The 26,973-nt window shown below is 59.2% G+C and carries 18 protein-coding genes; 5 read left to right on the forward strand and 13 right to left on the reverse strand.

The features are described from left to right. Positions 1-145: 145 nt before the first annotated feature. From FG381_RS11205 to FG381_RS11255, 11 genes are all read right to left on the reverse strand, one after another. The gene (locus FG381_RS11205) at positions 146-4,369 is read right to left on the reverse strand and encodes an autotransporter domain-containing protein (protein WP_139688868.1); all 4,224 of its coding nucleotides are present in this window, start codon (positions 4,367-4,369) and stop codon (positions 146-148) included. 313 nt (positions 4,370-4,682) lie between these two features. Continuing rightward, complete coding sequence (locus FG381_RS11210; RefSeq protein WP_139688869.1) at positions 4,683-5,516, reverse strand: DUF1266 domain-containing protein; 834 nt, start codon at positions 5,514-5,516, stop codon at positions 4,683-4,685. A gap of 59 nt (positions 5,517-5,575) precedes the next feature. Further along, a complete protein-coding gene (locus FG381_RS11215) occupies positions 5,576-7,702 on the reverse strand; it encodes a peptidase U32 family protein (protein WP_139688870.1) in 2,127 nt (708 codons plus the stop codon). A gap of 3 nt (positions 7,703-7,705) precedes the next feature. Beyond that, on the reverse strand, positions 7,706-8,410 hold the full coding sequence (locus tag FG381_RS11220) for an ankyrin repeat domain-containing protein (protein WP_139688871.1): 705 nt from the start codon (positions 8,408-8,410) through the stop codon (positions 7,706-7,708). Between the two features lie 148 nt (positions 8,411-8,558). Beyond that, on the reverse strand, positions 8,559-9,344 hold the full coding sequence (locus tag FG381_RS11225; protein WP_226960358.1) for a TatD family hydrolase: 786 nt from the start codon (positions 9,342-9,344) through the stop codon (positions 8,559-8,561). A gap of 10 nt (positions 9,345-9,354) precedes the next feature. Beyond that, positions 9,355-11,772 carry an ABC transporter permease gene (locus FG381_RS11230; protein WP_139688873.1) on the reverse strand — a complete coding sequence of 806 codons (2,418 nt, stop codon included), beginning with the start codon at positions 11,770-11,772 and terminating at the stop codon, positions 9,355-9,357. Between the two features lie 27 nt (positions 11,773-11,799). After that, on the reverse strand, positions 11,800-12,819 hold the full coding sequence (locus tag FG381_RS11235) for an HlyD family secretion protein (RefSeq protein ID WP_139688874.1): 1,020 nt from the start codon (positions 12,817-12,819) through the stop codon (positions 11,800-11,802). Positions 12,820-12,885: 66 nt separating this feature from the next. Next, positions 12,886-14,286: a TolC family protein gene (locus tag FG381_RS11240; RefSeq protein WP_139688875.1), complete on the reverse strand. Its 1,401-nt coding sequence runs from the start codon at positions 14,284-14,286 to the stop codon at positions 12,886-12,888. Positions 14,287-14,534: 248 nt separating this feature from the next. After that, entirely contained in the window at positions 14,535-16,022 is a 1,488-nt protein-coding gene (locus tag FG381_RS11245; RefSeq protein WP_139688876.1) for an FAD-dependent oxidoreductase, read from the reverse strand. A gap of 241 nt (positions 16,023-16,263) precedes the next feature. Continuing rightward, the gene (locus FG381_RS11250) at positions 16,264-16,617 is read right to left on the reverse strand and encodes a cytochrome c3 family protein (protein WP_139688877.1); all 354 of its coding nucleotides are present in this window, start codon (positions 16,615-16,617) and stop codon (positions 16,264-16,266) included. Between the two features lie 20 nt (positions 16,618-16,637). Continuing rightward, the gene (locus tag FG381_RS11255; RefSeq protein WP_226960361.1) at positions 16,638-18,134 is read right to left on the reverse strand and encodes an FAD-dependent oxidoreductase; all 1,497 of its coding nucleotides are present in this window, start codon (positions 18,132-18,134) and stop codon (positions 16,638-16,640) included. Positions 18,135-18,346: 212 nt separating this feature from the next. On the opposite strand from FG381_RS11255, the gene FG381_RS11260 reads away from it, so the two are divergent. From FG381_RS11260 to FG381_RS11270, 3 genes are read left to right on the forward strand one after another with little or no spacing between them, the layout of a single operon-like run. Beyond that, positions 18,347-20,191 (forward strand): sensor histidine kinase, encoded by a 1,845-nt coding sequence (locus tag FG381_RS11260; protein ID WP_139688878.1) that lies wholly within the window; start codon positions 18,347-18,349, stop codon positions 20,189-20,191. Continuing rightward, positions 20,188-20,790 (forward strand): response regulator transcription factor, encoded by a 603-nt coding sequence (locus FG381_RS11265; protein WP_139688879.1) that lies wholly within the window; start codon positions 20,188-20,190, stop codon positions 20,788-20,790. Before FG381_RS11260 ends, FG381_RS11265 begins: the two co-directional genes overlap by 4 nt. A 37-nt stretch (positions 20,791-20,827) precedes the next feature. Then, complete coding sequence (locus tag FG381_RS11270) at positions 20,828-21,478, forward strand: heme-binding beta-barrel domain-containing protein (RefSeq protein ID WP_139688880.1); 651 nt, start codon at positions 20,828-20,830, stop codon at positions 21,476-21,478. Positions 21,479-21,573: 95 nt separating this feature from the next. On the opposite strand, the gene FG381_RS11275 is transcribed toward FG381_RS11270, so the two are convergent. Further along, positions 21,574-23,184 (reverse strand): AAA family ATPase, encoded by a 1,611-nt coding sequence (locus FG381_RS11275; protein ID WP_165697870.1) that lies wholly within the window; start codon positions 23,182-23,184, stop codon positions 21,574-21,576. Positions 23,185-23,399: 215 nt separating this feature from the next. Between FG381_RS11275 and FG381_RS11280 the strand changes: the two genes are divergently transcribed. Continuing rightward, positions 23,400-23,858 (forward strand): AAA family ATPase, encoded by a 459-nt coding sequence (locus FG381_RS11280; protein ID WP_139688882.1) that lies wholly within the window; start codon positions 23,400-23,402, stop codon positions 23,856-23,858. A gap of 20 nt (positions 23,859-23,878) precedes the next feature. On the opposite strand, the gene FG381_RS11285 is transcribed toward FG381_RS11280, so the two are convergent. After that, positions 23,879-25,534: a transposase gene (locus FG381_RS11285; RefSeq protein WP_165697844.1), complete on the reverse strand. Its 1,656-nt coding sequence runs from the start codon at positions 25,532-25,534 to the stop codon at positions 23,879-23,881. A 215-nt stretch (positions 25,535-25,749) separates the two neighbouring features. On the opposite strand from FG381_RS11285, the gene FG381_RS11290 reads away from it, so the two are divergent. Next, a complete protein-coding gene (locus FG381_RS11290; protein WP_228025721.1) occupies positions 25,750-26,946 on the forward strand; it encodes a PD-(D/E)XK nuclease domain-containing protein in 1,197 nt (398 codons plus the stop codon). The last annotated feature ends 27 nt before the right edge of the window (positions 26,947-26,973 follow it).

The following is a 26,973-nucleotide window of genomic DNA, read 5'->3' on the forward strand; positions in this document are numbered from 1 at the left end:
CCAAACGGGTTTCGGGCCCTTCAAACGCTTCTATGCTTTCTCTTCCCGGGATGCTCCGAAGAGCATCCGGAAAGAGAAGAAAGTCGGGACCCCGGGGCTTGGGGTCAGATGACCTCAGACCCCGGGAGTCTTCCGGTTTCGCGCCTTAGAAGGCGTAGCGGACGTTGGCGTTGAACGAGTTGTTCATGCGGTCGTCGCCGCCCGCCGTGAGGCGGTAGTTGAGACCGAACGTGAACGCGCCGTTCTGCGCTTCAACACCGAGGGTGCCCTGGACCGGGTTCGTGTCGACGACACGAACCGTATCGGTGATGCCGCCCGTGAAGGTGGCAACCGCATCCTTGTCGCCGAAGGTCGGGACAACGGAGATGTCAGCCATCGGAGCGAGCTTCCAGCCGTTCGTCTCGAAGGTCGAGGAGACCGCGACGCCGAGCGGGAGCTGATAGACGGTCATGTCGTCGTAGTCAGCACCGTACCTGGAGTCGTCCATCGAGAGACGGGTCATGCGGATGCCTGCATGCGGCGTAACCTTGGCGACGCCGGCGTCGAGAGCGTATTCAGCGCCGAGGCCAACCGTGAAGAGGTCGGCATCGAGCTTCTCGGAGGTCTTCCCGAAGAAGGAGGACGAGGTCGAGAGATCGTTCTCAACGGTCATGTAGCCCAAGTCGAGCATCGTGTTGAAGCCGCCGAATTCCTTCGCGGCGTAGAGCGACACGCCGTAGAAGTCCTGGTCGTTTTCAACCTTCTGGCCCGCGCCGACGGAGTTGCCGTCGCCCGTGCCGATGTTGAAGGCAACACCGAGCGTGCCGCCGCAGGAAGCGGTGTAGTCAAAGCCGAGAACAGCGCCGTAGATGTCGGCTTCATAGCCGGCATTGGAGCCGTAGAGGCGCTTGGCTTCGTTCGTCGTGCCGAAGACGTCGACCCACGGGGTCACGCCGACTTCGCCGCGGACCGCATTGACGTTCGCCTTGGAGAGGCGGCGGTTGATGGCGCCGACAACTTCATTCTGAGCGTCGAGGGAAGCGGAGAAGGCACCGCCGAGCGCGGCCATGTTGGTGGCAGCGTGTTCAGCGTTGACGAGGGAGTTCACGAAGGCATCTTCGTTGGCGTCCAGGTAAGCCCAAAGCGCCTTCTGATCAACGCCAGCCGCGAGAAGATCAACAAGGTGGTTGGGATTAGAGGAGTTGTCCGTGAAGTAGTCGGTTTCAAGAACGGTCTTCAGAGTCGTGCCTTCAGAAAGAAGTCCGGAATCAACAAGGTTCTGAGCGAGGTCTTCAGCAAACGCTTCTTCCCAGGAACCCATCTTCTGATAGATGGTGTTGGCGATGAGATTGGACGAGCCATCGTAGCCGTAAATGGCATCCGAAACATCGTTCCAGGTGTTGAAGCCGAAGGTGCTGAGGTCGTAGACGTTCGTCTCCTTGATATCAATCCTCACCTGACCGGCAGGAACATCATTGGTCGAGCCGGTGTACCAATAATCATTAGTGAACTGGAAGCCGCCAGTCACGTTGCCGACATTGATGACGTCAACATCCTTGTTGGCAACCTTGATGGTCGAAACAACCTTCGAGCTGAGATTGTCGAGAATGACGGTGTCGACAGTGATGTCGCCAGACTGCGTAGCCACGATGCCCTGAGTCTTATCGTAGCCGGCAACAGACGCGACATTACCCAGATCGATGTATGCATAAGACGGAGCGGCGTCCTTTCCTGCAACAGTGGGGGTTGCAGCAATCTTTGTCTGCTGGCCGACGTAGAGAAGACCGACCTTTCCAGCCGCAGTCGGATCAGCCAGATCCGCTTCGTAATCAGCCTGCAGTTCGGCGAGCTTCACCTTGGCCTGAGCCTCATAATTGCCGAGCGCAAGATAACCGCCAGTGACTGCGAGGTTGCCCGAGTACATCTGTTCAGTTTCAGTCGTGCCCTTCTTGTAGCCGATGGAGAGCGGGGTATACGTCGCCCCTGCTGCATCCTTGAAGCTCAGGGTATTGTCGCCAAGGATCGTCAGGCCGGCAGTCTTAACTTCCACCTTCGCGGCGGCATCTCCTGCAGCAATGTTGCCGAGCGTGAAGTTGCCGGCGGCAACCGTGACGCCATCCTTACCTACGGTCACCGTTTCATTTAACGTGCCGAAGTCGTCAGCGATCTGACCGAGCGTGACCTTATTGAGCGTAAGGCCATAGCCGGAGTCTTTTGAGGCATCGGCAACGATGACGAGATCACCGTTGGCATCACCACGAAGAGTAATTCCGGCAGCCGTACCATCAGCGCCGCCAATGACAACACTCGTAAATTTCTTGGTGCTGTTCTTCGCCTGCTTTACTTCGATCGAGCCAACAACTGCTCCCTCCGAAATTACCGTATTGTCAATAGCGACAGTAGTGCCTTCCGTTTCGAGCTGATGGACGACATCACTCTTTTCAACATCGTTGCCAACAGACTTAACCTCCTTCAGAGCTCCCTTGGCATCATCAGCACCAACGAACTTGCCGCCCTTGAGGTGAAGCGTGCTAGCACCATTTAAGACTGTTTTGGCCTTGGCATACTGAGCAGTTGTGTAGTCCGCGGCTCCAGTAAGCGTAACATCGGCGTTATCAGAGATCGTGAGATTCTTCTGTGCAGCAAGCGTGGTTGCGTCATAAGCGCCGTCCAGAACATTGCTGTAGGCAGTTGTCAGAGAACCACCGGACACCGTGAATTTGCCAAGCGTCGTATCGGCCCCTTCCGTGGTCAGCGTTCCGAGTGTGACAGAGGCATTCTTAGCTGCAACAGTTGCGCTCTTGCCGATCGAAACCGTATCCAGCGTAACCTTTGCATCTGCCCCGGTGATCGTAACGGAAGTGTTGTTCTCAGCAACAGTCAGAGAATTGACCTTCGTTCCCTTGCCACCGATAGAGACGGCGCCCTGGGCATTAACTGAACCGAGGGTAGCCTTGTCAGCGGCAGAGAGCGTAAAGGTCGCGGATTTAGCTACGTCGACCTTATCCAAGGTCAGTGATTTAGCAGCCTCAACAGTGAATGCGTCAGCTGCATAACCTGTACCAACAGTCACGTTGGTAGCAGAGAACGTACCTCCGTTAACTTTCATATTGGCAGTTGCTTGTGTGCCATCAGCAGCAGTGCCAATCTTGAGGGTTTCGATGGTCGTCGTTCCAGTCGAAGTGACCTTGTCAGCCGCAACGCCCTTCTCAACCGTCATGGCCGCAATAGTGGACTTGCCGCCGAGGGTGACCGAACCGTCTTTAGCAACGTTCAACGCGGACGTAACATTGAGAACGCCTGCCGTAGTACCAGCTTCGGTCGTAACCGAGCCCTTGACCACGTTGAGCGTATCAACCGTTGCAACACCGTTTTGCTTAACTTCAACGGTAGTATCAGCCTTGTTAATCGTCAGCTTGGCAGCTTCGAGACCGCCGTTCACCGTGACATTACCAGTGAAGAAAGTCGTGGCATCGCCAGCAAGCTCCTTCGTGGCTTCATTGGTCTTGTCGTCATAAGCGCCGACATACACATTGGTGCCCTTGACCGCGAAATCCTTAGCAACCGTCGTCGCGCCGTCAAAAATGAGGTCGCCGGCGTCAGTCGTCGCATCCAGGGTGGAGTTGACATTGATCGCAAGAGACTTGAAGGTCAGAATGCCTGCGTTCTGGAGAACGACATTGTTGAGATCAAGTTGCGTAGTGGCGTCAACCAGCGCTTTGGCATTGTCTTTAACAACGAGGGCAACGGAATCATTCTTCGACGAATCATTCTTATCAACAAAACCAAGTGCGACCGTGTCAGCCAGCTTCAACGTAGACACGCCACGATTCTTTCCGGCCGTGACGGCATTGGTGCCTTCGAACGTCACGGTAATGGTCTGCGCCTTATCGTCATCCTGGGCGGCAAGATCTCCGGCCTTAATCGTCAGGGTTGAACTAACCGCTTCGGAATTTGTTTCAGCAGTCTGATTCGTGGCCTTGATGGTCAGGCCGCCGGTACCGGTGAGAGTATTGACGGTAAAGGAACCGGCTACATCGGCCTTGGGCTCAACAACGATATTGCCGTTGACCAGATCGTAATTCTTGTCATCTGCAAGTTGAGTACCCTTCGTCACTGGCTTGTACTCTGCAGCATTCGCATCCCACGCAGTAATGCCCTTCAGCGTTTCCGTCGTGTTCGGCGTATCCGTTCCCTGAACCGTCAGAGTGGAATCCGTAATCTGGATGTCGCCATCCGTCGGAGCCGCCATAGCGACGCCAGCGACGAGGGAAGCCACCGCCGCAGCGATAACCGTCTTCACGGCCTTGCCCTGATAGGAAGAAGCCTTTTCGCTTGTCACGACTGTGCCGCGCGTCAGCGAGCGAGCCACTTTGAATGTCTTATTCATTTTTTGGGTTAACTCCAAATCAATTGATTTTGGTGAGGTTTTCTTGGCTCCTCCCGGAGCAGAAAACGCTCATGCCCGTCCGTCGGCTTCGCATGAGGGGAAGCCGCGCGGTTCGAGCACAGGCTTGATCCTAAAAAATGCAAATCAACGGGGGGGGGGGGTTAACCCTAATAATGATTAATGAATCAAGGTTTGAATTTGAAGATTCGATAAAAGAAAATGGGTAGGGGAAACGCTGATAAAGTTGTTTTGTGAGAAGCCTGCAACATGTATTCAGGGTTTTTACTCATACCTTTGAGATTTCAGACCCACCTCAATAAACTTCCGGCAGCGACTCGTCTGCCTTCTGCTGCGGCCACGGGAACTGCCGCCAGGCGCCGCCTTCGGATAGCAGCGACTCAAGCACGGTCGTCATCTGGTGGAGCGCGTCCTCGGCCGCATGCACGCTTTCCTCGAGCCCGATCCAGACGGCTGCAATCTGGATCGCCCGCGCGAGCGACTCCCAGGAGGAATAGCGAAGAAGGAGTTCCCCGCCGATTCTTTTCTTAAAGTGCCCGGCGTCCTCCACTGAAATCATTTCGCCAGCAATCGCCTTTTCAATGAGGGCGGCTCCTTTGAGAAGGTCATAGCAGCGAAGCGTCATCCAGGAAATTTCGCCTCTGAAGGCGTCGGCAAAAACGCGCTTTCGCTTCAAAGCTTCCTGGAGCGCCTGGTTCTGCGTCTCCACTTCAAAGCCGCTCCAGCCCATGACGGCTCTGTTCTTCCAGAGAAGCGACACCGAACGGGCTTCCAATACCCGGCGGTAGTCGGCGGCAAGGCCTTCACCCTCAACGTCCATCAGAAACGCTTCATTCAGATCCTCGCCGCTCATGATGTCGAGTTCTGCCGAAAGGTCGTGGAGAATCTCGCCCGTGGAGAGGTTTGAGTCCGGGATATCGCCCTTCGACCACCCGGTCAGCATGAGGGGAAGTCTTGCCGCCTCGCGCACGAAGGCTTCCAAGGGGAGCTCCTCCCAGAGGACGGGTACCGCGGTGCTCGCCCCGGGGTCCGGGAACCGCATCATGGTCTTTTTCAGATCACCGATGAGCGCCGCCATTTCCGGGTTCGGCGACAGGATTTCGAGTGTTTCTTCGTCGTCAAGCAGCATGGCGGAGACCTAGAGAGATGGAGGAATGTGAAATGAAAGTCGATGCGTCGGGAGTCCGACTACCTGCGGCGCTTCGTCTGCGAGCGCTCTGCGCCTTCGCGAGCGCGCTTCGGGGTGCCGGCGGTGCCCCTGAAGCCCGAAGCCCGCGGCTTCGGCTTCCGGGCGGGAGCCGACTTCTCATCGCGCGACGACGCTTTCGGCGGAACCGCTTCCTTTTTCAGTCTGCGCTTCCGGGTGAGATCGTCGATCGACGTGATCGTCATCTCGCAGGGATTTTCCTTGCAGTGGAACTGCGCCTCAAAGCGCTCGCCCGCAGAATTGATGAGGATAAGGGGTTCCGGGCGCAGAAGCGCGCGTTCCGTCGTCTGAAGAATTTCCGGGAAGGCCTTCAGCATCTTGGGACAAAGCTTTAAGGCTGCTCTCACGCAGTGGCGGCAGGTCATGAGGTCCGCCTTCTCCACGGGCTTGATCTCAAAGGCGGGCTGCATTTCGCGGCTCCCGTGCGCGAGATAGAAGCGCCTCGCGGCCGAGTTGGCGATGTTGGCTTTGTAGGTCAGAAACTTTTCCGGATAGGGAACGGCATCGTCCCAGGGCGCGCGTTCGGTATGGATGCGGGAGGCTTCGCGCATGGCGAGAAGTTCCTCCACTGCGCTTCGTCTCAGTTGGTTTGCAAAGCTTGCCGGCACGAAGACGTCGAGATTATCCGGAACGAAGATTTCCTTCGGGGAGAACGGCGTGTCGCCGAGCTTTGCGAGATTGGCTTTGAGAGACGCAATGTTTTTCTGCGGGTCAGAAGGCGCCGTGAGGTCGAGCGCTACGGAGGCGCTCGCGCAGTGAGTGCCGTCGGTTGCCATCAGGTCAAGCGAATCCTCATGCGAAGAGAATATGAGGTCGATCGGAATGCGCCGTTCGGCCGTCTTCCCTTCCATCGTCTTCATGAAGACATGGTCGCGGTTGCGCTTCAGTTCGAGTCCACGTTCAAGCCCTTCGAGCTTTTTCGGGGATTGCAGGAGATAAAGCGCCCAGAGATCCTTTTCCTTCAGATGTTCCGCACGATTGACGGAGATCCCGCGGATTTCCTCGTCGTCGGCGAGGTACGTGAGGCCGTCCCCGTTCGCCAAGGAGACGCCGGGAAGAGCCTTCACGACGAGGCGCTTCTCTTCAATCCGTTCAACCCGGCCGACGGGTTTGCCGGCATGCTTGGGGCTTTCGAGCTCGGCGAGCTCATAGGGCGCGTCGAATTCGCGGCCGTGAATGAAGTAGTCGGTCTTCCCGCGGTTGAAGACCTTGTCGGGGGAAGGCGCGAAGGAATAGGTGCTTATCCCATCGGACGTGCGGGAAAGCTCAGGCCGGCGCCGGATGATCTCGTCGATTTTTTCGCGATAGAAGGCCGTGACGTTCTTCACGTACGCCATGTCCTTCAAGCGCCCCTCAATCTTGAAGGAGGAGACGCCGGCGTCGATGAGGGCCTCGAGGTTCGCGCTCTGGTCGTTGTCCTTGAGTGAAAGAACGTGCTGCCTGCGGGCAAGGACCTGGCCATCCGGCGTTTCCACGTCGTAGGGGAGGCGGCAGAGCTGAGAGCATTCGCCGCGGTTGGCTGAGCGCCCCGTGAGCGCTTCGCTCATCCAGCACTGGCCGGAGTAGCTCACGCAAAGCGCCCCGTGCACAAAGAATTCGATGCGCGCGTGCGCGAGCTTCTCCCTCACCGCCCGGATCTGATCAAGCGAAAGCTCGCGCGCCAGAACGAGCTGCGAGAAGCCGACAGCTTCAAGGAACGCCGCCTTTTCGGGCGTCCGGATGTCGCACTGGGTCGACGCATGGAGCTCCATGTCGGGAAGGTCCCCGGCGAGAAGCCCCATGTCCTGCACGATCAGCACGTCAGCCTGAGTCTTCTGAATCTCGAACGCGAGCCGGCGGGCGGCCTCCACCTCGTCTTCCTTAAAGAGCGTATTCAACGCCACGAAGACGCGGGCATCGAAGCGGTGCGCATAGTCGGCGAGCCGCGCGATGTCGTCGAGCGTGTTCCCGGCCGCCGCGCGCGCGCCGAAAGCGGGGCCGCCGATATAAACGGCGTCCGCTCCATGGTCGATCGCGGCGATGCCCGTGTCGGCATCGCGTGCGGGAGCGAGGAGCTCGAGCGCAGTGCGGGGAGGCACGCTCGCCCAGGATCCGGCATGAAGAGTCATGGCTTATTTCTTCTTCCCGACAACGGCGCAGGCTTCAACGGCGAGGTACTTGGCAAGCTCCTGGTCTCCCGCGCGGCGGGCGAAGTCGGCAGGCGACTCGCGCTTGTCGGTGCAGTAGTCGCGGTAGGCTCCGGCCTTGAGAAGCGCCATGACGGAGGCGCGCGAGGGCTTCCTCGCCGCCATGATGAGGGGCGTCACGCCCGACGACGTCTGTACGTTCGGAGAAACGCCGAGCGCGAGGAGCTTTTCAATCATTTCCGTGCGGCCTTCGGTCGCGGCGTAGTGAAGCGCCGTCCAGTTGGCGCCGCCCTTGGGATCCGCGCCCGCCTTGAGAAGCTCGTCAAAGAGTTCGTTGTTTCCCTTGAAGACCGCCATCATGAGGGGCGTTTCGCCGAAGCGGTTGGCGTCGTTGAGGGCGAGCTTTCCCGATTTGAGGAGCGCCTCGGCCACCTGCGGGGTATCGGCCCGAACGGCGTAGGTAAAGCCCGTGTCGCCGTTTTCCATGCGGAAGTTGGGCGAAGCGCCGTTCTTGAGAAGATCTTCAACGACGCTCGCCTGTCCGGCGCGCACGGCCTGCCGGATCTCGGCGAGCTGGGCGGACGTGAGGGCGTTTTCCTCCTGAGGTGCGGCGGAAAGCGGGAAGGAGAGGGCAGTGGCAAAAAGGGCAAACGCGACGCTCGCGCCTGCAAGTAGGGGTCGGATGCGCATGGTGACGGAATGATCCGTGAAATGTTCAGATGGTCTGGAAGAATAACACCCGGCGGGAGGCGTCCCGTCGGGTGATCTCTCAAAAGAGTGCAAGAAGGCTTAACGGCCTTTTCTCGACGCCGTGGCGGCGCTTTCGGACGCTCCGGAATCAGACGGCAATCGGCAGTCTGAAGAGCCTCACGGTGTTTTGCGCGGTGGCAAGGAGCACTTCATCGAACTCGAGCCCCTTCGCCGCGGCAATCGCCCTCGCCACTTCCCGCGAATAGACGGGTTCGCAGCGTTTTCCCCGGAAGGGAACGGGCGCCATGTAGGGCGAGTCCGTTTCGATGAGAAGGCGCTCGAGCGGAATTTTCCCCGCGATCTCGCGGAGCGCCTCATTCTTTTTGAAGGTGAGATTCCCCGTGAAGCTCACGTGCCCGCCGGCATTGACGACGCCCTCAGCAGTCTCGAGCGACCCGCAGAAGCAGTGCATCACGAACCCGAGGTCGCCCGCTTTTTCTTCCCTGAGGATCTCAAGAGCCGCGCTTTCGGCGTCCCGCGCGTGAATGATGAGGGGCTTCCCTGCCTTTCTCGCCGCGGCAATATGGCGTCTGAAGCGGTCCCGCTGCCAGTCAAGGGGCTCCTTGCACCAGTAGAAGTCAAGTCCCGTTTCGCCGACCGCCACCATGCCGGGTTCGTTCGCGCGCTCAGCGATTTCATCGACGTCGGCCTCTCTCAGTTCCGGGTATTCCGGATGGACGGCCCAGGCGCCGAAGAGAAACCCGGGGTGCGCGTCGAGAATCGCGCGGAGCGGCTTGATGTCGCCGTCTTCGCAGCCGATCGTGATGCCCGCAACCATGCCGGCATCCTTCATTCGCTGAATCGCGGCCTCGCGGTCTTCGTCAAAGGCCTTGTCCGTCAGGTGGCAGTGAGAGTCAATGTAGGGAGTGAGCATTTGGTATTCCTTAGACCACATCCTCAGCCGCGCCCTGAAGCGCTTCAGGGCGCTTCATCGAGGCGATCCGCAGCACATAGCAGAGGCCGTAGAAGCCCGTGAGGAGGAGAAGGTGCAGAAGCGCCGGGAGAATGTCCTGGAGTTCCGCGCCGTCCTGAGCGGCAGCGGCCGAAGCGAAGATCCCGGGCGTTGTCGGAATCAGCTGAGAGACGGCAATGGCCGCCCAATGGAGGTTCTCGAGCGGCCAGACGGCGCCCGAAATAAAGAGCGCAGGTGCGGAAATAATCACCGTCACGGGCGCGGCCCAGGCGTTGGAGCCGAGGAGCGTCACGACCGCAAGCCCGAATGCAGTCACTGCAGCCGAAAAAAGCGCGCTCACGAGAATCACGGCCTCCGGGTTCCCGAAGGCGCCGTAGTCGCCGAACCGGAAGCCGAAGCCTTCGATGTAGAGCATCCAGCCGAAGGCAATCGACCAGAAGGCGAGGAAGATCCCGAGCCCCTCGCACCAGGGGCGCCGCATGACGTCCTGCATGAAGGGAAGGCGCGGACGGCCCGCGAGCCACCCGCCCATCGCCATGCCGATGCCCATGAGGATGACGGCCTGGAGAATGACGGGCCCCACCATCGGCACGGTGTAGTTGCCGTAGCCCGAGATTTCGTTGAAGCGGTAGGTGACGAGAAGACCCGGAGCCGCAATGGCCGCACCCTCGAGCGAGGCGACGGGCGTCCCCGGCGTCATGAGGGAGGCGTTGTCAAGGAGCGCCTTTTTGTCCGAAATGATGCCGGCAGCGGCCGACTGAACGGCGCGCGCCTTCACCGGATAGGCGCCGCTTCCGAGGATGTGAATTGTCGTGTTTTCGCCTCGCGCGAGCGACTCCGAATAGTCCTCAGGAATCGTAACGAGCACGTCCGTTTTCTGACGGCGGAAGAGGTCGAGCGCTTCGCTCTCTGAATGAAGGACAAAAGTGAGCCTCGTCGTGGGAGAGGCGTCGAGCGCATTGACGAGGCGCCGCGAGGCGCCCGACCGGTCGAGGTCGAGGATGCCGGTCGGAATGTTCTCGATCTGCTGCGTGCCGTAGGGCCAGCCGTAGAAAACGAGGTAAAAGGCCGCGGCCACGCCGAAAATCGCGATGGTGTCGCGTGAGAGAAAGCTCGCCCTGAGGGTCAGAGCAAAGGTTTTCCAGAAGCCCATGGCGGACGAATTCTCTTCCTGCGGAACCTGAGCTTCCGCAACCCTTAATCCTGCGGCAAGCGCTTCCGCTTTCTTCCATCGACGGATGCGGAAGGGGAGAATGAGGAGCGCAGCGGTAAAGCAGATGATGGGAAAGAGCGCGAGCGTCATCTGAGTGCGGGCAATGGCGTCAAGCGGCGCATTCATCACCCAGATCTGGCTCTGCGCCTCGAGGTAGTGGGTGAGCGGCAGGAGCTCGCCGAAAGCGCGTGCGCCCGGCGTCATCGCGTCGAGCGGGAAGGAAAAGCCCGTAAAGGGAAAGGTCGGGGCAACGAGGCAGATGGAAGCCGAAAGCGCAATCACCCAGGTGGGCGAAATGGCGACCACAAGGAGCGCAAGCCCCGCCATCGCGAGGATCAAAAGCCACCCGGCCGTGAACCAGAGAAAGAGCGGCCCCGCCGCACCCCAGCCCGCCCAGCCGGCAAAGCCCGCCGTCCAGACGGAAATGGCGAGGAGCCAGAAAAGAAGCCAGGGGGCGAGCTTCCCGACAACAAGCGCCGTGGCGGAGCCCCCGGATTCCTTGAGGAACGTTCTCAAGCCCCCTTCGCGCCATTCGCGCGCGAGCATCGAAACGAAGGCGAGAAGCGCGCCGAGCGCCATGAGGCCGGGAACGAAGGTCGGAAGCAGGTAGGCGACGAAATTGAAGCTCGGGTTCCCGAGGAACCAGACGTCGGGGAGCGTGGCGCGCAAATGGCCGCTGTTCTCCGTGAAGGTGCCCCCCGCAGCCGCGGTCCGCTTCACGGCAAGCTTCGTCATCTGGAGCGTTGAGAGCGCCGTCTTGATGTCGACCTCGAGAATCGTGCCGATCGCGTAGTAGGTTTTATTGAGTTCGAGCACGACCGGAGCGCCGAGACCCCGGCGGTTCTCTTCCTCGAACCCTTTGGGGATTGTGATCGTGCCGTACGTGCGGCGCGATCTCAGGTCCTCGTCGGCCGTGAGGGAGGAGTCCCTGCGCTCGAGCCGGATGGAGGGAATGGCGTCGAGCGCCTGAATGGTCTCGCGCGAGAGCGCGGACCGGTCCATGTCGACCAACCCTACGGGGAGCTTCGTCATAATGCCCGTTCCGAAGGCAATCGACATGAGAAGCGCCCAGAAAAGGGGCACGGCAAGGCCCGCAATCCATTCGACCGGATGCGAAAGAACCTGCCTTACCTCAAGGAGCGAAATGCGCAGCGCGCGCTGACACCAGACCCGCATGGATGGGTTCCGCCTTCTGCCGACGCGTTAGCGACGGGCGCGGTCGATGATGACCGTCATGCCCGGGCGCAGTCCCTCCGTTTTTTCAACGGGTCTTGCGCGCACTTCAAACGTGCGGATGTCGTAGCCCGAAGACTGGCGCGTCGCGCGCCAGACGGCGTAGTCGCCCCGCGGGTTGATCCAGTAGACGCGGAAGGAAACGTTTTTGCCGAGAGCAGGAACTCTGGCCGCAAATTCCTTGCCGACCTCCATCCCGGGGAGCTCGTCCTCGCGCACGTTGAAGGTTGCCCAGCTGTCCTCGAGGTTCGTAACGAGAACGACCGGGAATCCGGCCGGCGCAATTTCGCCTTCGTGGAGCACGACGCGCGTGACTTCGCCCGAAGCCGGAGACCGGATGTCGGCTTCGCTCGCGAGGGACGAGGCTTCCTCAACGCCGCCAGCCGCCTGACGGGCGAGCGCTTCGGCAGCCGTTTTTTCCTGCCTGCGGGCTCCGTCCTCAAGTGCAGACACCTTGGCTTCGGCCGCAGCGACGAGTTTTTCAGCGCTTTCTCTTTGGGCGAGCACTTCGTCGCGGCGCTGCGCGCTGATGAGGCCTTCCTTCTGAAGCGCATCAACGCGCTTCCAGGAACTCTGGGCGAGCGCCAATCCGGCACGGGCGCGGGCGAGGTCGGCTCTGGCCGCATCGAGCTCCTGCGTCCGGGGACCCTCATCGGCAAGCGACGCCTTTGCATCGGCCGCCGCCTGAAGGGCCTTCGCCTGAGCGACCTTCGCATTGATTTCGGGGAGCGCGAGACGCGCCACCGCGTCGCCTGCCTGCACCCGATCGCCCTCGCGGACGCTGATCGCGGCAATGCGTCCGGGAACCTTCGCGGAAACGGAGACGGTGGTCGCGTCCATCATGCCCTGAAGCGGCACGGGTACAGGCGTCATCGCCTGCCAGATGCCCCAGCCGATGAAGGCGGCGGCGCCGAGAAGAACCAGGGCGCCGAAGACTGCGGGAAGAATGGAGGGTTTCTGAGCCTGACGGCCCGAAGCTGCGCTCTGCATGACGGGTAGGGTAGAAAAAAAGAAATAGAGAAAAAGGAGGGAGGTTTTCTGAAGCCGGAAGATGCGTTATTCCACGCGCTTCAGATCCGGCCGGGAGAGCGTTGCGACAAAGTCCGGCATGACGCCCGCGGCGCCGTGGAGCATGGCCCAGGAGACGACGAATTTATAGGCGGCGGCGCGTTCGGCAATCTGCGCGCCCGTCATCTGCGTGCGGGCTTCGCGAACGTCGAGCGCGGTCGATAGCCCTTCGGCAAAGCTCGCTTCCCTGAGCCGCAGGTTTTCTTTCGCGAGCGCTACGGTCGAAGCCGTGAGGAGATATTCCTCGCGCGCCTGCGTGGTGCGCAGGAACGCGGTTTCAACGGCGCTTGCGAGCGCATTGTCGGCTTCCGCCTTCGCGGCTCTCGCCTTATCTTCCTGCGCGTGCGAGGCGGCAAGCGACGAGAAGCGGTCGCGGTTGTCCCAGAGCGTGAATTTGATGCCGAGCCCCACCATCCAGTCGGGTTCGACCGGCGTGAGGTAGTGCTTCACGAGGTTCTTCATGCCGAAGGCGAAGACCTGCGGATGAAAGGCGCTTTCAGCGGCCCTGACGCCTTCTCCGGCCTGACTCACCTGCGCGTCGATTCTCGCGAGCACGGGAGAATTGATCCTTGCGCGCGACTGCCATTCAGAAAGCGTTCCAAGGTCGCCCGTGAGAATGAAGAGCGGCGTTGCAAGCGTCGGCAATTCCTTTTCGCGAAGCGCGCTCATGAGCTCGGCTTCCGCCACGCGGGCGCTCGTTCCCGCAGACACGAGCTCGCGCCGGGCCGCATCGCGCGACACCTCGACCGACATGCGCTCGATCCGGGAAATAAGGCCCTTCTTTTCAAAGCGCATGGCGCGGTGAACCTGCTCTTCCTCGTCCTTAAGGCGCTCGCGGCGGAGTTCCTCCACCGAGCGCGCGAGCTGCACGCCCCAGTAGCGCATCGCGAGGTCGGCATCCTTTTCTTCAAGCCGGGCGCTCTGCGCGGCCGAAGCCTCCCGGACCTTGTGCTCGAGAAGGTTCTGCTGCGCCGTGATGGCGCCCCCCGTATAGAGGGGCCACGTGGCCGAGATCATCGCGCGCGGGCCCGAGAGGTCGAGCTCGTCCGAAAAGCGCATTGTGCTTGGAATTCGAATTGCTCCTTGCGAGAGGGCGCTCCCGAGCTGCTGCACGCTAGCCGGAATGTCGAGATTGAGGTCAAGGTCCTTCCGCCCTTCAATCTGCATCGCCGTAATGTCCACCTTGGGACCCGAGAGCGATTTGGCGCTCTCCGAAGCATGACGCGCGCGATTCACTTCAGCAGTGTCTGCGCGGAAGATGTCGGCGCGTTCGTGAAAGCGTGCGCGGGCGGCTTCGAAGGTAAGGGAGTCGTCCGCCGCCGCAGTGCCGGCACTCAGAAGTGCGCTGACTGCGAGTACGAGCGGAAGCGTGCGGAAAGGTACGGACATGGGATGGAAGGCAAAGAGGTCGCGGGCTTCAAGCCCCGCTATTCAGGAAGGTAGGGATTCTATCGCGAGTATTCGGGCTATCCCATGTTCGCGGGAAGACTTTCAGTGGAGCGAGGCGCTTCGCTTCAGGTGCTCCCGGGAGCACAGGCAAAAAGAAGGCGCGGAAGCCTCGAGCTTCTGCGCCTTTTGAAGGAGAGAAATGGAGGCGTTCGTTTTGAGCGCCTCCGGGCAAACGGGTTATGGGAAAATCAGGCTTTGAGGGCCTTGACGGCTTCCTTCGCAGAGAGGCGACCCCAGATCACGGCCGCCGTTAGCTGAGAGCCCACGATGTAGTCGTAATAGAAGAGACCGCCGATCGCATTGCCGCAGGCGAAGAGCCCCGGAACCGGCTGGTTTTCGCCGTTCAGAACCTCGCCGTTCTTGCCGATCTTCGGGCCGCCGAAGGTGGCCGTCATGCCGCCCTGGAAGGCAAAGGCCATGAAGGGGCCCTTTTCAATGAGGCGGGGCTTCTCTAGCGTGTTGGGAGGCGTGAGCTGATCGGCTTTGCCGGCCTTCACGGTAGCGTTGTAGTCGGCAATCGTCTTCTCAAGCGTCTTTTCATTGACGCCCATCGAGCGCGCAAGTTCGGCGATGGTATTCCCCCTGGCAATCGGGGCCTTCGCTTTTTCATAGCGGGTGATGCGGGTCGCGACCGTGTCGATGTCCTTCACCTGACTGTCGATGATGATGAAGGCCCAGTTGTCCTTCGTGAGGAGCGGGAGCTCCTTCGCGACGGCGACGTAGGTCTTCTCTTCGTCAATGATGCGCTGGGCGCTCTTGTTGACGATGATGCCGTAGTTCACCATCGTGGAGGGATTGGCCTGATTGACGCCGATCGGGCCGCCGTGGAACTGGTCCATGTTGACGAGATTCGGGAAGAAGGGCTTTGTGAGCGTGATGTTTTCGCCCATCATGAAGGCCGATCCGCGAAGCGGCATCCAGGCAACGCCGCCGCCCATGTACTTGCAGATCATTTCCTTATTGGCATGGAAGCCCCCGGTTGCAACCACGACGCCGCACTTCGAATCGATGTCGAGCGCGCCTTCAGTCTTTGAAACGGCAATGGCGCCCGTGCAGCGGAGCGTCGCAGACTTCTTGAGCTCGACTACCTTCGTATTCGTCATGAAGGTGATGTTCGGGTGCTTCTTCACTTCGGCGAGCATCTGCGAAGTGAGCTGCGCGCCGCCCGGCTTCTGCGGACCGTCGACGACGTGGCCGCGGACGGTGGCGGGCCACACTTCCTTCACCATCTTCTTCCACTTGATGCCGCAGCGCTTCGAGAGCCATTCGATGCAGTCGGCGCTCTTTTCGCAGTAGATGCGCGTGAGCGCCGGGTCGCCGCGGCCCAGGGAGACCGTCATCATGTCCTTGTAGAACTCGTCGATCGTGTCGGTGAGGCCGTTTTCCTTCTGAACGAAGGTGTTCGTCGCGTTGAAGTGGCCGCCCGCGTAGATCGTATTGCCGAAGGGCATGTTCATCTTTTCAAGGAGCGCCACTTTGGCGCCGAGGTCGGCGGCCTCGAGCGCTGCGGTCATGCCCGCGCACCCGGCGCCGATGACGACGAGATCAAACTTGAGCTTCTTGTATTCGCTCGATTCGGGAGCGGCTTCCTTGGCGGAGAGCGAACCCGCGGCGGTGGCGGCAACAGCGCCGAAGATGCCGGTGCGGATGGCGGAGCGGCGATTGAAATCTGGCATGTTTTCTCCTTTTGGTGGTGGCGTGTGGTGTTGGATCTTTAAAAGATCCTTGAAATCACAGGGAAATTTTAGGAGAAAAGCGCCGATAAGTATGCTTGAGCCATCTCAAGAAATTGAGAATGATTCTCAATCAAAAAAAGATCTCAGACCGCATCGAAGCGGAATCTGAGGTCTTTTTCGAGGGCTTTTCCGTCTTCAGGCTCCGGGGGTTTCCCCGGGAACCTGAAGAAGCGTTCCGCGATTACTTGCTGTGCGGAACCTGAAGCGAGAACTGATGGCACTGGTTGCACATGAGTTCGGACTTCTGGTGGCCCTTGTGGCAGTCCGTGCAGTTGACGTCGCCTAAGTGCGAGTAGTGCGGATTGGGTTCGTCCTGGGCGGTCTGCTTGGCGAGCGCCTCATAGCTGTGGCACTGCTTGCAGACGTCCTTCTTCACCTTCGCGCCTTCGGTCGGTGCGGTCTTGTGGCAGGTCTCGCACTTCTGGCCGTGGGCAAGATGGAAGTCAGCCGTGTAGTCGGAAGCGAGCGCCGACGAGGAAAAAGCGGTGCCGAAGCAAAGCGCGGCGGCAAGAGCGATAAAGGTATTCTTGGTCATTTTGAATTTCTCCCCGTGATTCAGATCTTCGCCTTCTTGGCGCGGGCAGCCATTTCGCGGGCTGCAATGCGGCCGAAGACCGTAGCGGCGCCCAGCTGCGCGCCGCCCGCATAGTTGAAGTAGAAGATGCCGCCCGCGGCATTGCCCGCGGCGTAGAGGCCGGGGATGCTGCCGCCGTCAAGGCTCTGAATCTCAGCCTTGGTGTTGATGAGCGGGCCGCCGAAGGTGGCCGTCATGCCGCCCTGGAAGGGGACGGCGTAGAAGGGAGCCTTCTGAACGGGATGGGGCTTCTTATAAGTGCAGGGAGGCGTCATTTCCTCGAGCTTCCCGGCGGCGAGCGCGTCGTTGTAGGCCTTCACTTCCTTGAGAACGTTCTTCTCGGGGAGGTTCACCTGCTTGCAGAGGGCTTCGAGCGTATCGGCCTTGCCGTAGGGGCTGTTGAGGCGGTCGAACTTGGCGATCACCTTCTCGAGCACGGGGCAGTCGCTGTCGACGATCACCCAGGCCTGGTTGTCGAGCGTCTGGAGCGCCGTCGTGCGGGCCTTCACCACATAGGTGTTGTTCTCGTCCATGAAGCGCTTGCCGGAGGTGTTAACCTGAACGCCGTAGCCGGAATTGAGCACGTCGGCGGGGTTCACGTGCGTGACGCCGATGATCGGGCCGCAGTGGAACTGGTCCATGTTCACGAATTTCGCATAGAGAGGAAGCGTGAGGGAAACGTTTTCGCCGGTGGTCGACTTCGAGCCGCGCAGCACCATGCGGGTGGCCCAGCCGCCGATGTAGCGGTCGACCATTTCAGGGTTGGCGGAGAAGCCGCCCGTCGTGAGGCAGACGCCGCCCTTCGCGAGCCATTCCTTCTGACCTTCGTCGGAGAGGGTCTTCACGCCCGTCACGCGGAAGTGGTCGTCGTGAAGGAGCTCGATCACCTTGTGCTCGTAGCGGATTTCGATGCCGCGCTTCTTCGCGGCAGCGAGGAGGTCCTGCACGAGGCGGGCGCCGCCCGTGATGCCGTCGCCCAGGACGCGGCAGGTGCGGCCGAGACGCGGATAGGGCATCGGACGGATCTTGCCGAACTTGACGCCGATATCCTTTTCCAGCCAGTCGATGCCTTCGGAAATGTTGTCCGTATAGGTGCGGTTCAGCGACTTGTCGCCCATCTGCTTGGAGATGTCCATCATCATGGCGTAGAAGGCGTCGGCCGTATCCTCGATGCCCTGTTCCTTCTGGTGCCGCGTGCCCCAGCCGCAGATGGAGCCGAGGGCGAAGATGGCGTTGCCGTCCGGACGGTCGCGCTTTTCAAAAAGCACTACCTTGGCGCCGAGATCGTGCGCCGTAATGGCGGCGATCAGGCCCGCAGGGCCTGCGCCCACAATGATGGCATCATAGACCGGGGCCTTCGCCTGGCCTGCGGTCTTGGCTTCGGCAGCGCCGGCAATGCCGGCGGCACCGGCGGCGGCTGCGCCGAAAATGGAAGTCTTCAAGAGGCCGCGGCGGGTCATATCCGTGCTCGACATCATGCTTCTCCTGTTTTTTTGTTGTATATGAATGCTGAAAGGACTTCTGTTAGTCCTTTTGGAGTCAGCCGGAAGTGTAGGTGCGTCCCACCGATAAGTATGGTTGCTTCAGAACAAGAAAAAGGATTTTTCTGAAGTGAAGCTTAAAGTTTCTGCAGGATCTCTCGAAAGACGTTCGGTAGACTCCATTACATTGATCCTTCGGCATTTTTCTCATGCATAAGGCCATTCTTTCTTTCTTTTTCGCAGGCTTTCTCCTTGCGTCTCTCCCCGGGCTTGCCCAGGCTGAGGAAGGCACCGGCCGTCAGGCTTCGGCGCAAAAGCAGATCCGCGTGGGTGTCGGCGCCTTTGCATTGCCCGAGCAGCGGGATGAATTTGATGCGGCAACCCTCACGACGCTCTTTGATACCTTCGGAATTGAGAACGTGACGGTGACGGACTACACGGTTGCTGATCTCGAGAAGGCCGTGAAGGCGGGCGAAGTCGACGTCTTCGTGAGCAGCTCCGGGGCGGCGAGGCGCTTTGCGCCTTTCGGCGCGAGGCCGCTTGCGACCAGCGTGGCGCCGGGCCTGAGGGACCCCAACCACAATGAAGGAACGGCGATCATTCTCCGCAAGGAAGATGCAAGAACGCTCGCCGAACTCGAGGGTGCAAGGCTTTCGGCCAACATGGCCTGGGGCTTTTCGGGCTATCAGATCGCCATGGGTGAAGTCGCGGCGCTCGGGAAGAATCCGGACAAATTCTTCGGCCGCACCCAGTTCTTCAATCGCAGCGACTCGATGGAGTCGGTAGCCCGGTCCGTTGCCTCCGGAACGACGGACGTGGGGTTTCTGAGGCTCTGCGCCTTTGAGGAGCTGAGCCGCAAGCATCCGGAGGTGACGGGAAAGCTTCGCGTCCTCGCGCCCCCGAAGGGCGTCGACACGAATGCGGTCGCCTGCGTCGTGAGCACAAGGCTCTATCCGGCGCACAGCCTTTCCGTCATGCCTACCGTGACGCCCGAGCTTTCGAGGAAGCTCCTCGTTGCTCTTCTCACCATGCCCGCGACGGAGAGCGGCCGCGAATGGTCGGTCGCGACGGACTTCCATGCGGTCGACAAGCTCCTCGAGGACTTGAGGATCGGTCCCTATGCGTATCTCAGGGACTGGACGATGAGCCGCTTCGTGGCGGCCTTCTGGCCTTATCTGCTGATTTTCCTTCTCGCGGTTGCGGGGCTTGCCTATCACGGCTGGCGCCTCAAGGTCCTCGTGGCAAGAAGAGAGCGCGAGCTCGAGGAAGTGCACGTCCGCGAAGTCGAGCAGAGTCAGAGGATTGCGATGCTCCAGCGTGCGGGCGCCGTGGGGCAGCTCTCAAGCCTCATCGCGCACGAGGTGCACCAGCCGCTCTCTGCCATCCGCCTCTTTGCCGAAGGGCTCGAGCGGAGGGCTAAGGCCGGAAGCGCCACGAACGAGAGCGTTCTCAAAATCGCCGGTAGGATTGCCGGTCAGGCCGAACGCGCGGGGGCGATTGTCGACCGCGTGCGGGACTATGCGCACCAGCGCGAGCCCGTTTTTCAGAGGATCCGGGTAGCGGATCTCGTTCAGCACATTCGTGAGACGTATCCGAAGCTCGAGGCAAAAACCGAAGTGATCATATCCCCGGAGGCGAGGCAAGCTGAAGTGCGCGGCAGCATCCTGGAGCTCGAGCTTGCCGTCGTGAATCTCATCCGAAATGCCGTGGAAGCTGTTCGAGGCGTCGGGAGCCCCCGGGTCGTCCTCGAAGTGAGCTCTGTCGGGAATAAAGTGCGCTTTGAGGTTTCCGACAACGGCCCTAAGCTTTCCGAAGAGAAAATCCGTGCGCTTGCGTCTCCCATTTCAAGCGAGAAGCCTGAAGGCCTCGGGCTCGGTCTCTCAATCGTGAAGCACCTCGTGGAACGCCATCAGGGAGAGCTCGTCTTCCGCTCCGGCGGGGGAGCCGCAGGGGAGGGGCTTGCTGCGGATATCATCCTGCCGACGGCCTCCCCGGATGCCGGGAATGAGAAGGAAGCAACGAAAGAAGAGAAGGAAAAGGAGATCCGCGCATGACGAAGTCTGAAGAACCGCTCATCCGCATCGTCGACGACGATGAAGCGCTCTGCGAGGCGATTTCCTTCGTGCTCGAAGGCGAAGGCTACGAAACCGCCGTATATCAGAGCGCGGAAAGCTATCTCGAAAAGGATGATCCGTCGCGCTTCGGCGTGCTCCTTCTTGACGTCAAAATGGGCGGCATGAGCGGTCCGGAACTTCAGGAAGCGCTCATCCGCGCAGGTCAGAAGATTCCAATCATCTTTCTTTCCGCGCACGGTTCGATCGATCTCGCCGTCGACCTGATGCAGAAGGGCGCGGTGAGCTTCATTCCGAAGCCCGTGGGATCTGAGAAGCTTCTCGCGACGATCGAGCATGCCTTGAAGGACGCGCCGGTCTTCGGCGCTTCGCACGCAGAAGCAAAAATTGCAACAGATCCTTTAAGCGACCGGGAGGAGCAGGTGGCCCGGCTTGTCTGCGAAGGCCTCACCAACAGGCAGATTGCCGAACGCCTCGGCGTCTCAAAGCGCACAATTGAATTCTTCCGCGCCAATGCAATGCGCAAGCTCGGAGCTCATAATGCAAGAGAGCTGCAGCATCGATTCCAGCTCAAGTACTGAGAACGAAGCTGCCGCAATACATTTTCAGGATAAGACCATGCATCACGAAGATATCTATACCGAGACTCCTGCGAGTCCGGATACGCTTGCCAACCTCGGGCCCCTCGCGCCGCTCGCCGGCACCTGGTACGGTGCTGAAGGCGTCGATACGCATCCGGTTGCCGAAGGCACGGAATCCGAACCCTTCGTTGAAACGCAGACCTATGAGCTGCTCGACCCCCAGAACAGCGGCCCTCAGCTTCTTTACGGCCTTCGCTACCACGTGGCGATCACGAAGCCCGGCGAACTCAACGCTTTCCACGACCAGGTGGGCTACCTCCTCTGGGAACCCGAGACCGAAACCGTTTTCATGACGCTCGCCATTCCGCGCGCTCAGGTCGCGATGGCGGTGGGCAAAGCAAAGCCCGGCGACAAGCAGATCCATCTGCGCGCAGAACGCGGCTCGACCATGAACGGCATTGCTTCGAATCCGTTCCTTGAGAAGAACTTCCGCACCGAATCCTGGGACATCACGTTCACCTTCAATGAGGACGGCTCCATCTCCTACGAGGAAGATACGGTGCTCGTGATTCCGGGCGTCGAAAAGGAATTCCATCACACGGACAAAAACACGCTCCGCATGATTGCCGCCGCTCGCCCGAACCCCGCTATGGTTCAGGAAGGCCTCATGAACCGCAATCCGAAGTGATCGCGGGGATCTAATCTCATTCAAATGAGAGAAAGGACGGATGGCCCGGGAAATCCCCCGTGATCCGTCCTTTTTTTTGCGCCGCCGGGGACGGGCTATGCCGCGGCTCCAGGCACGACCTCCCAGCGGGCAAACCGCCTTTCTCTGCCGTTGAAGACCATGGCGACGGCAATGAGCTCTCTGCCGTGAGGCGCTTCGCCGTACCGGCGGTCCTGGATCTGCATGACGGCGCTCCGGAGGAGCTTTTCGGCATTGGCGCCGTCAGCGCTGAATTTGAGTTCGAACACCCAGCGGCGATGAGGCGTTTCCACCTCAAGGTCGCTTCTTCCGAGTGCGGAATGCTTTTCGACGTCAGGCACCATGGCGCCGCCCATCAGGAGCACCTGGAGGTGACTCCTGCAGGAGGCTTCATTGACGACCGGATAGCGCGAGTAGTCAATGGCGTTGAAGACCTGATTGAAGTACGCAATGACCGTTTCCGGGCATTCCCGGTCGAGCATCTTCGCGAGCCGGGAGATGCCTGCATCGAGCCGGTTGATGTCGCGGAGCATTTCGTCCGCGTAAAGCCGCGCCATGGATAGTTCGACTTCCTTATTGGGGTAGCCCACTTCGACTTCCGCGACGTTGAGCTGCTCCCTGATCGTGAGGTAGCCCGCCTGAAACAGAAGCGCCTCGACCGAAAGCTTGTCGTACTGTCGGACGGCGCCCAGTTCGTCGAGTGTCATGGCGACGGGAACGTCGAAGGACTCCGGCCGCACCAGGTGATGCTTTTCGAGGTATTTGAGAAGGAGCGAGGGCTGCCCGCCGCTTTCGTACCAGTAGTTCTTAAAGCCCTGCTGCGGATACTTGAAGAAGTTAAGGACCGACCACGGGCAGAACACATGGGATTGAGCGGAAGGCTCAAACGAGAAGCCGTCGTAGTTGTCCCGAAGGTTTTGAAGCACGTGTTTTTCAGTGGTGCCGAGCTTTTCCGCGGCATTCCGAAGGTACGCAGCAAATCCCGATTTGATTTCCTCTTCGGTATAGCCGAGAAGCGTTGCGTAGGCCGGATTTAAAGTAATGTCGTCGAAGTTGTTGAGTTCGGAGAAGATGCTGGTTTGACTGTACTTCGTGATGCCCGTCATGAAGAAAAACCGGAGGCAGCCTTCATATCGTTTGATGACGGCGTAAAACCGGCTCAGAGCCGTTCTGATCTCATTAAAAAGGCTGGAATTATCGAGATGCGCGGTGAGCGGCGCATCGTATTCGTCGATCAGGAGAACAAAGCTGTTGGTTCCCAGAGTGGAGAGCCAGAGCTTGAACTGGTCGAGAAAGAGGCTCACGGTGTTTGCCGGGTCGTACCGGAAGCCGATAGCCGCAAAGGCGGTCGCAATCATGCTGCGAAGTGACTTTTGGAACTCTTCCGCGGATGGGAGATCCTTCAGGTCGGAGAAGTCCAGTCTGACGACCGGATAAGTTTTGTCCTTCCAGAGCTTTTCAATCTTGAGGCCCGAAAAATCGCGAAGGCCGTTTTTGAAAAGCGATTCGAAGGTTGAAACGAGAAGGGACTTCCCGAAGCGCCGCGGGCGGACGATGAGAATCTTGCTGCGGACGGAGGCGAGCTCGAAGATTAGAGCGGTCTTATCGACGTAGATCTCGTTGGAGTTTCTCAGCGCAACGAAATCTGATGTCCCGAGAGGGAGTGCTTTTGCCGATAGAGCATTCATTTGAGCCTCTGGAGACATCTTTGTTAAGGGCAGAATCCATTCGTGATTCCCGTAAAACCATGAGGTTACGGGACGATTTTCAAGTCTAAGGCATTCGCAGTGCGGCAGGTGCCGATGCTGCTGTGTTGGTATCCGGCCGGAAGGATGCACTCCTGCGCCTCAGAGCGGCGGCGGCCTATGGAACCTTTGTTAGACTGCCTCCCTAAGGAGACAAGATGAAAACGGTATCCCTGGGCATTGAGGATTTTGGCCGGATGCGCGCGTCGAACTATTTTTATATCGACAAGACGGCCTTCATCCGCGAATGGTGGGAGAAAGCTGCGCTCGTAACCGTGCTCACGCGTCCGCGCCGTTTCGGCAAATCGCTCATGATCGATACGGTGGAGCGCTTCTTCACGGTAGCAGAAAGCAATCAGGAAGCGCTTTTCGGGGATATTGAGGTCTGGTCGAGCGAGAAGATGCGCAGAGTCGCCGGAAAGATTCCGGTCATCCGTCTCTCTTTTTCCGGCGTCAAGGCGCCTACCTTTGAGGAAGCGCGCGATCTGATCGTGCTGGCGCTTAGGGAACTTTTTGGAAAATTTCCCTTTCTGACTACGGCTCCGGAGCTTGATGACGAGGAGCGCGCATACTTTGCGGCATTCGGACTCTCTTCAAATCCTGCGCTCATTAAATAAAAGAACCTCAATTCTTCCCACTATAGTGAGCCGGAAGAGCGTTCCTTTCGAGGGCGACCTCTTGGGCGAGGAGGCCCATAGATGATCGGCCGAACTCTGGGGCGCCCCGGCTTGCGCTTCGGCTGGGGGTTTACTTCCTGTGCCTCCGTCTGTTCCGGTTTTTTGCGCGGCCGGCCGCGTTTTTTCGGATCCGGCGCTTTGTCTTTGCCGGGCAAGGCGAGCTCCAAAGCCGCCAGCAGCTCTCCATCGCACTTCAGCAGACGATTCCAGTATTCGTCATCAACCTGCGGCAGGCTCTCCCGCGGCGCCTTGCGATTGCGCCAGCACGTTCTGAGCGAGTCCATGACATCCCCGAATGTTGCATTGTCGAGTACTCCTGCCTTCGACATGCGCTTCACAATGCGGGATGTCAGGATGGAGGCAATGAGGTCTACGAATTCGGATCCGCGGACGGAGTAGTCGGACTGGACCCGGGTTACGCCGAAATCAAGGCTGTTCTTGTAAACATCGAAGAACATCTCAAGCTGCCAGCGCTGTTCGTAGCATGCGTAGACCTCAGCGCACGTCATGTCGAGATCCGACTCAAAGACGATTGTTCCATACGAGCCGCAATGCTCATCGTAGTTCTTCTTGTCGTATGAATCGCTCCTGCGCTGGCGGTCCATGAAGGAGTTGTCTTCCGCCTGAGCCTTCCACGAATCCCTGAAGGAGTAGAGGAAGCGCCCGTTTCCCATCTTTACCTTTTTGCAGCGGATGCGCTTATCAATGCCGCGCAGACAATCCTCGAAATCGAGCATGGCGTTCTCTGCAATCTTCTTGTCCGAGCGCTTCAGCGGCGTGAGGAAATGAAGCCCTTCATGCTTTCGGAGCAGGCCTTCAATTGCCTTGGGAGGGAATCCCTTGTCCGTGATCAGGACGCCTCGTTCGATTTTGTTTTCCGAAACGAATGAGCTGTAGGCGCGGGCGTCGATCATATTGCCCGGATAGACCTGTGCGCACAAGGGTTCCTGTGCTTCAAGGTCATAGGCGTAGAGGACGGAAATCTCTTTGCAGCCCTTGACGCGAGCCTTTCTTGAGAAGGCAGACAAATCATTGACGATGCTTGTGTTCTGCTTGAGCGTTCCATCAATGATGATGTGGTGATCCCTGCAGACGGCGGCGAGCCGTGCGGTGATGAAGGCATTCATCTTGCCGGCGTCCTGGCCGAGCAGGTTCAGGAACTTGCTGATGGTGTTCTCAGAGAGAGGCAGTCCGGGGTAGAAAACCGAGATGAAGGACTTTTCGTAATGCTGACGGCAGCGGGAGATCTTGATGCCCTTGTGCTCAATGCGGAGCAAGGCGAGCGCAAGAATCATGCAGGCGTCCTTGACGTCGTAGACCTTGAAGAGCTCATCGTCGAGCCCTCGAAGTTCGTCGTGAAGCAGTGCTGCGGCCCCGTAAGAGAGATAGTCGGGACCGTCTTCTGCAAGACTCGCTGCGGACTGGCGAGGCACAAACTTGCCGTCAATGATGTGCCCAATGACCGGCCCGTTCACCGGGCGCGGGTTGCAGCCGGGCTTGCATATGGAAGCCCGACGACTGTGAACCGCATAGCGCTTGGCGCCATTGCTGCCGCTGTCGATGACAACGGTATTGCGCGGTCTCGGAACCTTGCGGATGTGCTCTGGAACGGCCATGGAAATATCATTGATAATATCATATATTATAGTTCTAATCACTATAGAAATCAATGTTCTCGGATTAATTTTCAAGGTCAAAAAGCAGTCCCAGGCCGGATTTCGGACATGAAAAAAGCCCCAGAAATGAGGGAAACTCATCTGAGGCTTGCACGAAATTTCAATTTGTTGATTTTTAAGAATTCTTCATAGTGTGAAGATCTGAGGTTCTTTTAATTAAATACAGCCTTCGGTTCCTCTCGACTGCACTTCATCGGGTTTACGGCGCGAAGCCCATTATTCTGCTCGATGAATACGACACGCCGATGCAGGAGGCATGGCTTAACGGCTATTGGGATCAACTGGCGCAGTTTATCCGCGCCTTCATGAACCTTTCCTTCAAGGACAATCCCAGCCTGGAGCGTGCGCTTCTGACGGGCATTACCCGGGTAAGCAAGGAGTCCATTTTCTCAGACCTCAATAATCCGGATGTCATTACGGTGCTGTCGGATGAATACCAGACGGCATTCGGCTTCACGGAGGCCGAGGTTGCGGAAGCAATGAAGGAATACGGTCTCAACGATCTGGACGACGTGAAGACCTGGTATGACGGGTTTGCTTTCGGTTCCGTCAAGGGCATCTACAACCCGTGGTCGGTCACTAATTACCTGAAGAAAAAGCGTCTGGCTCCGTATTGGGCCAATACGAGCAGCAATGAGCTCGCGGGCCGCCTTGTGCAAACCGGCAATTCGGACGTCAAGCAGGCCTTTGAGAGCCTCTTGAACGGCGGATCCGTAACGGTTTCGCTCTGTGAGGAGATAGTCTTCCAGGACATTGAGACGAGTCCGGCGGCTTTGTGGTCCCTGCTTCTCGCAAGCGGCTATCTCAAAGTCGTGCGTCAGGCGGACGACGACCATTACGAGCTCGCACTCACCAACCTGGAGGTGCTTAAAACCTTCGACGCGCTCATCGGACGGTGGTTCTCGAGCGCCCAGGAATCGAACTATCCGGACTTCATCGAAGCACTCCTCACCGGCGACGTAGAGAACATGAACTTTTTCCTCAACCAGCTCACCTGTTCGGTCTTCAGCTTCTTTGACGCCTCGGGTTCGGAACCGGAACGGTTTTACCACGGATTCGTTCTCGGGCTTCTCGTTTCGCTCCGGCGCCGCTATGTCGTGACGAGCAACCGGGAGAGCGGGCTCGGACGGTGCGACGTGATGCTCGAACCGCTCGACAAATCGAAGGACCTGGCCTTCATCCTTGAATTCAAGGCAAAGCGCCCAGGAACATCCGGGACGCTCGAGGATGCGGTAAGGGAAGCGCACGAGCAGAAGCGCTATCGCGAGGAGCTCATCGGCCGCGGCATTGAGGCTTCCCAAATCCGGGTCTTCGGGTTCGCGTTTGAAGGGAAACGCGTGTTGGTCGGCTGATGAGCGGTGAAAAAGCCGGGAAACGGT

Origin of the sequence: Sutterella faecalis (assembly GCF_006337085.1) — a bacterium.
Taxonomy (GTDB): Bacteria; Pseudomonadota; Gammaproteobacteria; order Burkholderiales; family Burkholderiaceae_F; genus Sutterella; species Sutterella faecalis.

Bases quoted from the DNA above. Each gene is read 5' to 3' on its own strand.
- FG381_RS11255 (WP_226960361.1), bottom strand. From the start codon at position 18,134: ATGATGTCGAGCACGGATATGACCCGCCGCGGCCTCTTGAAGACTTCC.
- FG381_RS11205 (WP_139688868.1), bottom strand. From the start codon at position 4,369: ATGAATAAGACATTCAAAGTGGCTCGCTCGCTGACGCGCGGCACAGTC.
- FG381_RS11220 (WP_139688871.1), bottom strand. From the start codon at position 8,410: ATGCGCATCCGACCCCTACTTGCAGGCGCGAGCGTCGCGTTTGCCCTT.
- FG381_RS11245 (WP_139688876.1), bottom strand. From the start codon at position 16,022: ATGCCAGATTTCAATCGCCGCTCCGCCATCCGCACCGGCATCTTCGGC.
- FG381_RS11230 (WP_139688873.1), bottom strand. From the start codon at position 11,772: ATGCGGGTCTGGTGTCAGCGCGCGCTGCGCATTTCGCTCCTTGAGGTA.
- FG381_RS11280 (WP_139688882.1), top strand. From the start codon at position 23,400: ATGAAAACGGTATCCCTGGGCATTGAGGATTTTGGCCGGATGCGCGCG.
- FG381_RS11260 (WP_139688878.1), top strand. From the start codon at position 18,347: ATGCATAAGGCCATTCTTTCTTTCTTTTTCGCAGGCTTTCTCCTTGCG.
- FG381_RS11235 (WP_139688874.1), bottom strand. From the start codon at position 12,819: ATGCAGAGCGCAGCTTCGGGCCGTCAGGCTCAGAAACCCTCCATTCTT.
- FG381_RS11250 (WP_139688877.1), bottom strand. From the start codon at position 16,617: ATGACCAAGAATACCTTTATCGCTCTTGCCGCCGCGCTTTGCTTCGGC.
- FG381_RS11275 (WP_165697870.1), bottom strand. From the start codon at position 23,184: ATGAATGCTCTATCGGCAAAAGCACTCCCTCTCGGGACATCAGATTTC.
- FG381_RS11225 (WP_226960358.1), bottom strand. From the start codon at position 9,344: ATGCTCACTCCCTACATTGACTCTCACTGCCACCTGACGGACAAGGCC.
- FG381_RS11210 (WP_139688869.1), bottom strand. From the start codon at position 5,516: ATGCTGCTTGACGACGAAGAAACACTCGAAATCCTGTCGCCGAACCCG.
- FG381_RS11240 (WP_139688875.1), bottom strand. From the start codon at position 14,286: ATGTCCGTACCTTTCCGCACGCTTCCGCTCGTACTCGCAGTCAGCGCA.
- FG381_RS11285 (WP_165697844.1), bottom strand. From the start codon at position 25,534: ATGGCCGTTCCAGAGCACATCCGCAAGGTTCCGAGACCGCGCAATACC.
- FG381_RS11270 (WP_139688880.1), top strand. From the start codon at position 20,828: ATGCATCACGAAGATATCTATACCGAGACTCCTGCGAGTCCGGATACG.
- FG381_RS11265 (WP_139688879.1), top strand. From the start codon at position 20,188: ATGACGAAGTCTGAAGAACCGCTCATCCGCATCGTCGACGACGATGAA.
- FG381_RS11215 (WP_139688870.1), bottom strand. From the start codon at position 7,702: ATGACTCTTCATGCCGGATCCTGGGCGAGCGTGCCTCCCCGCACTGCG.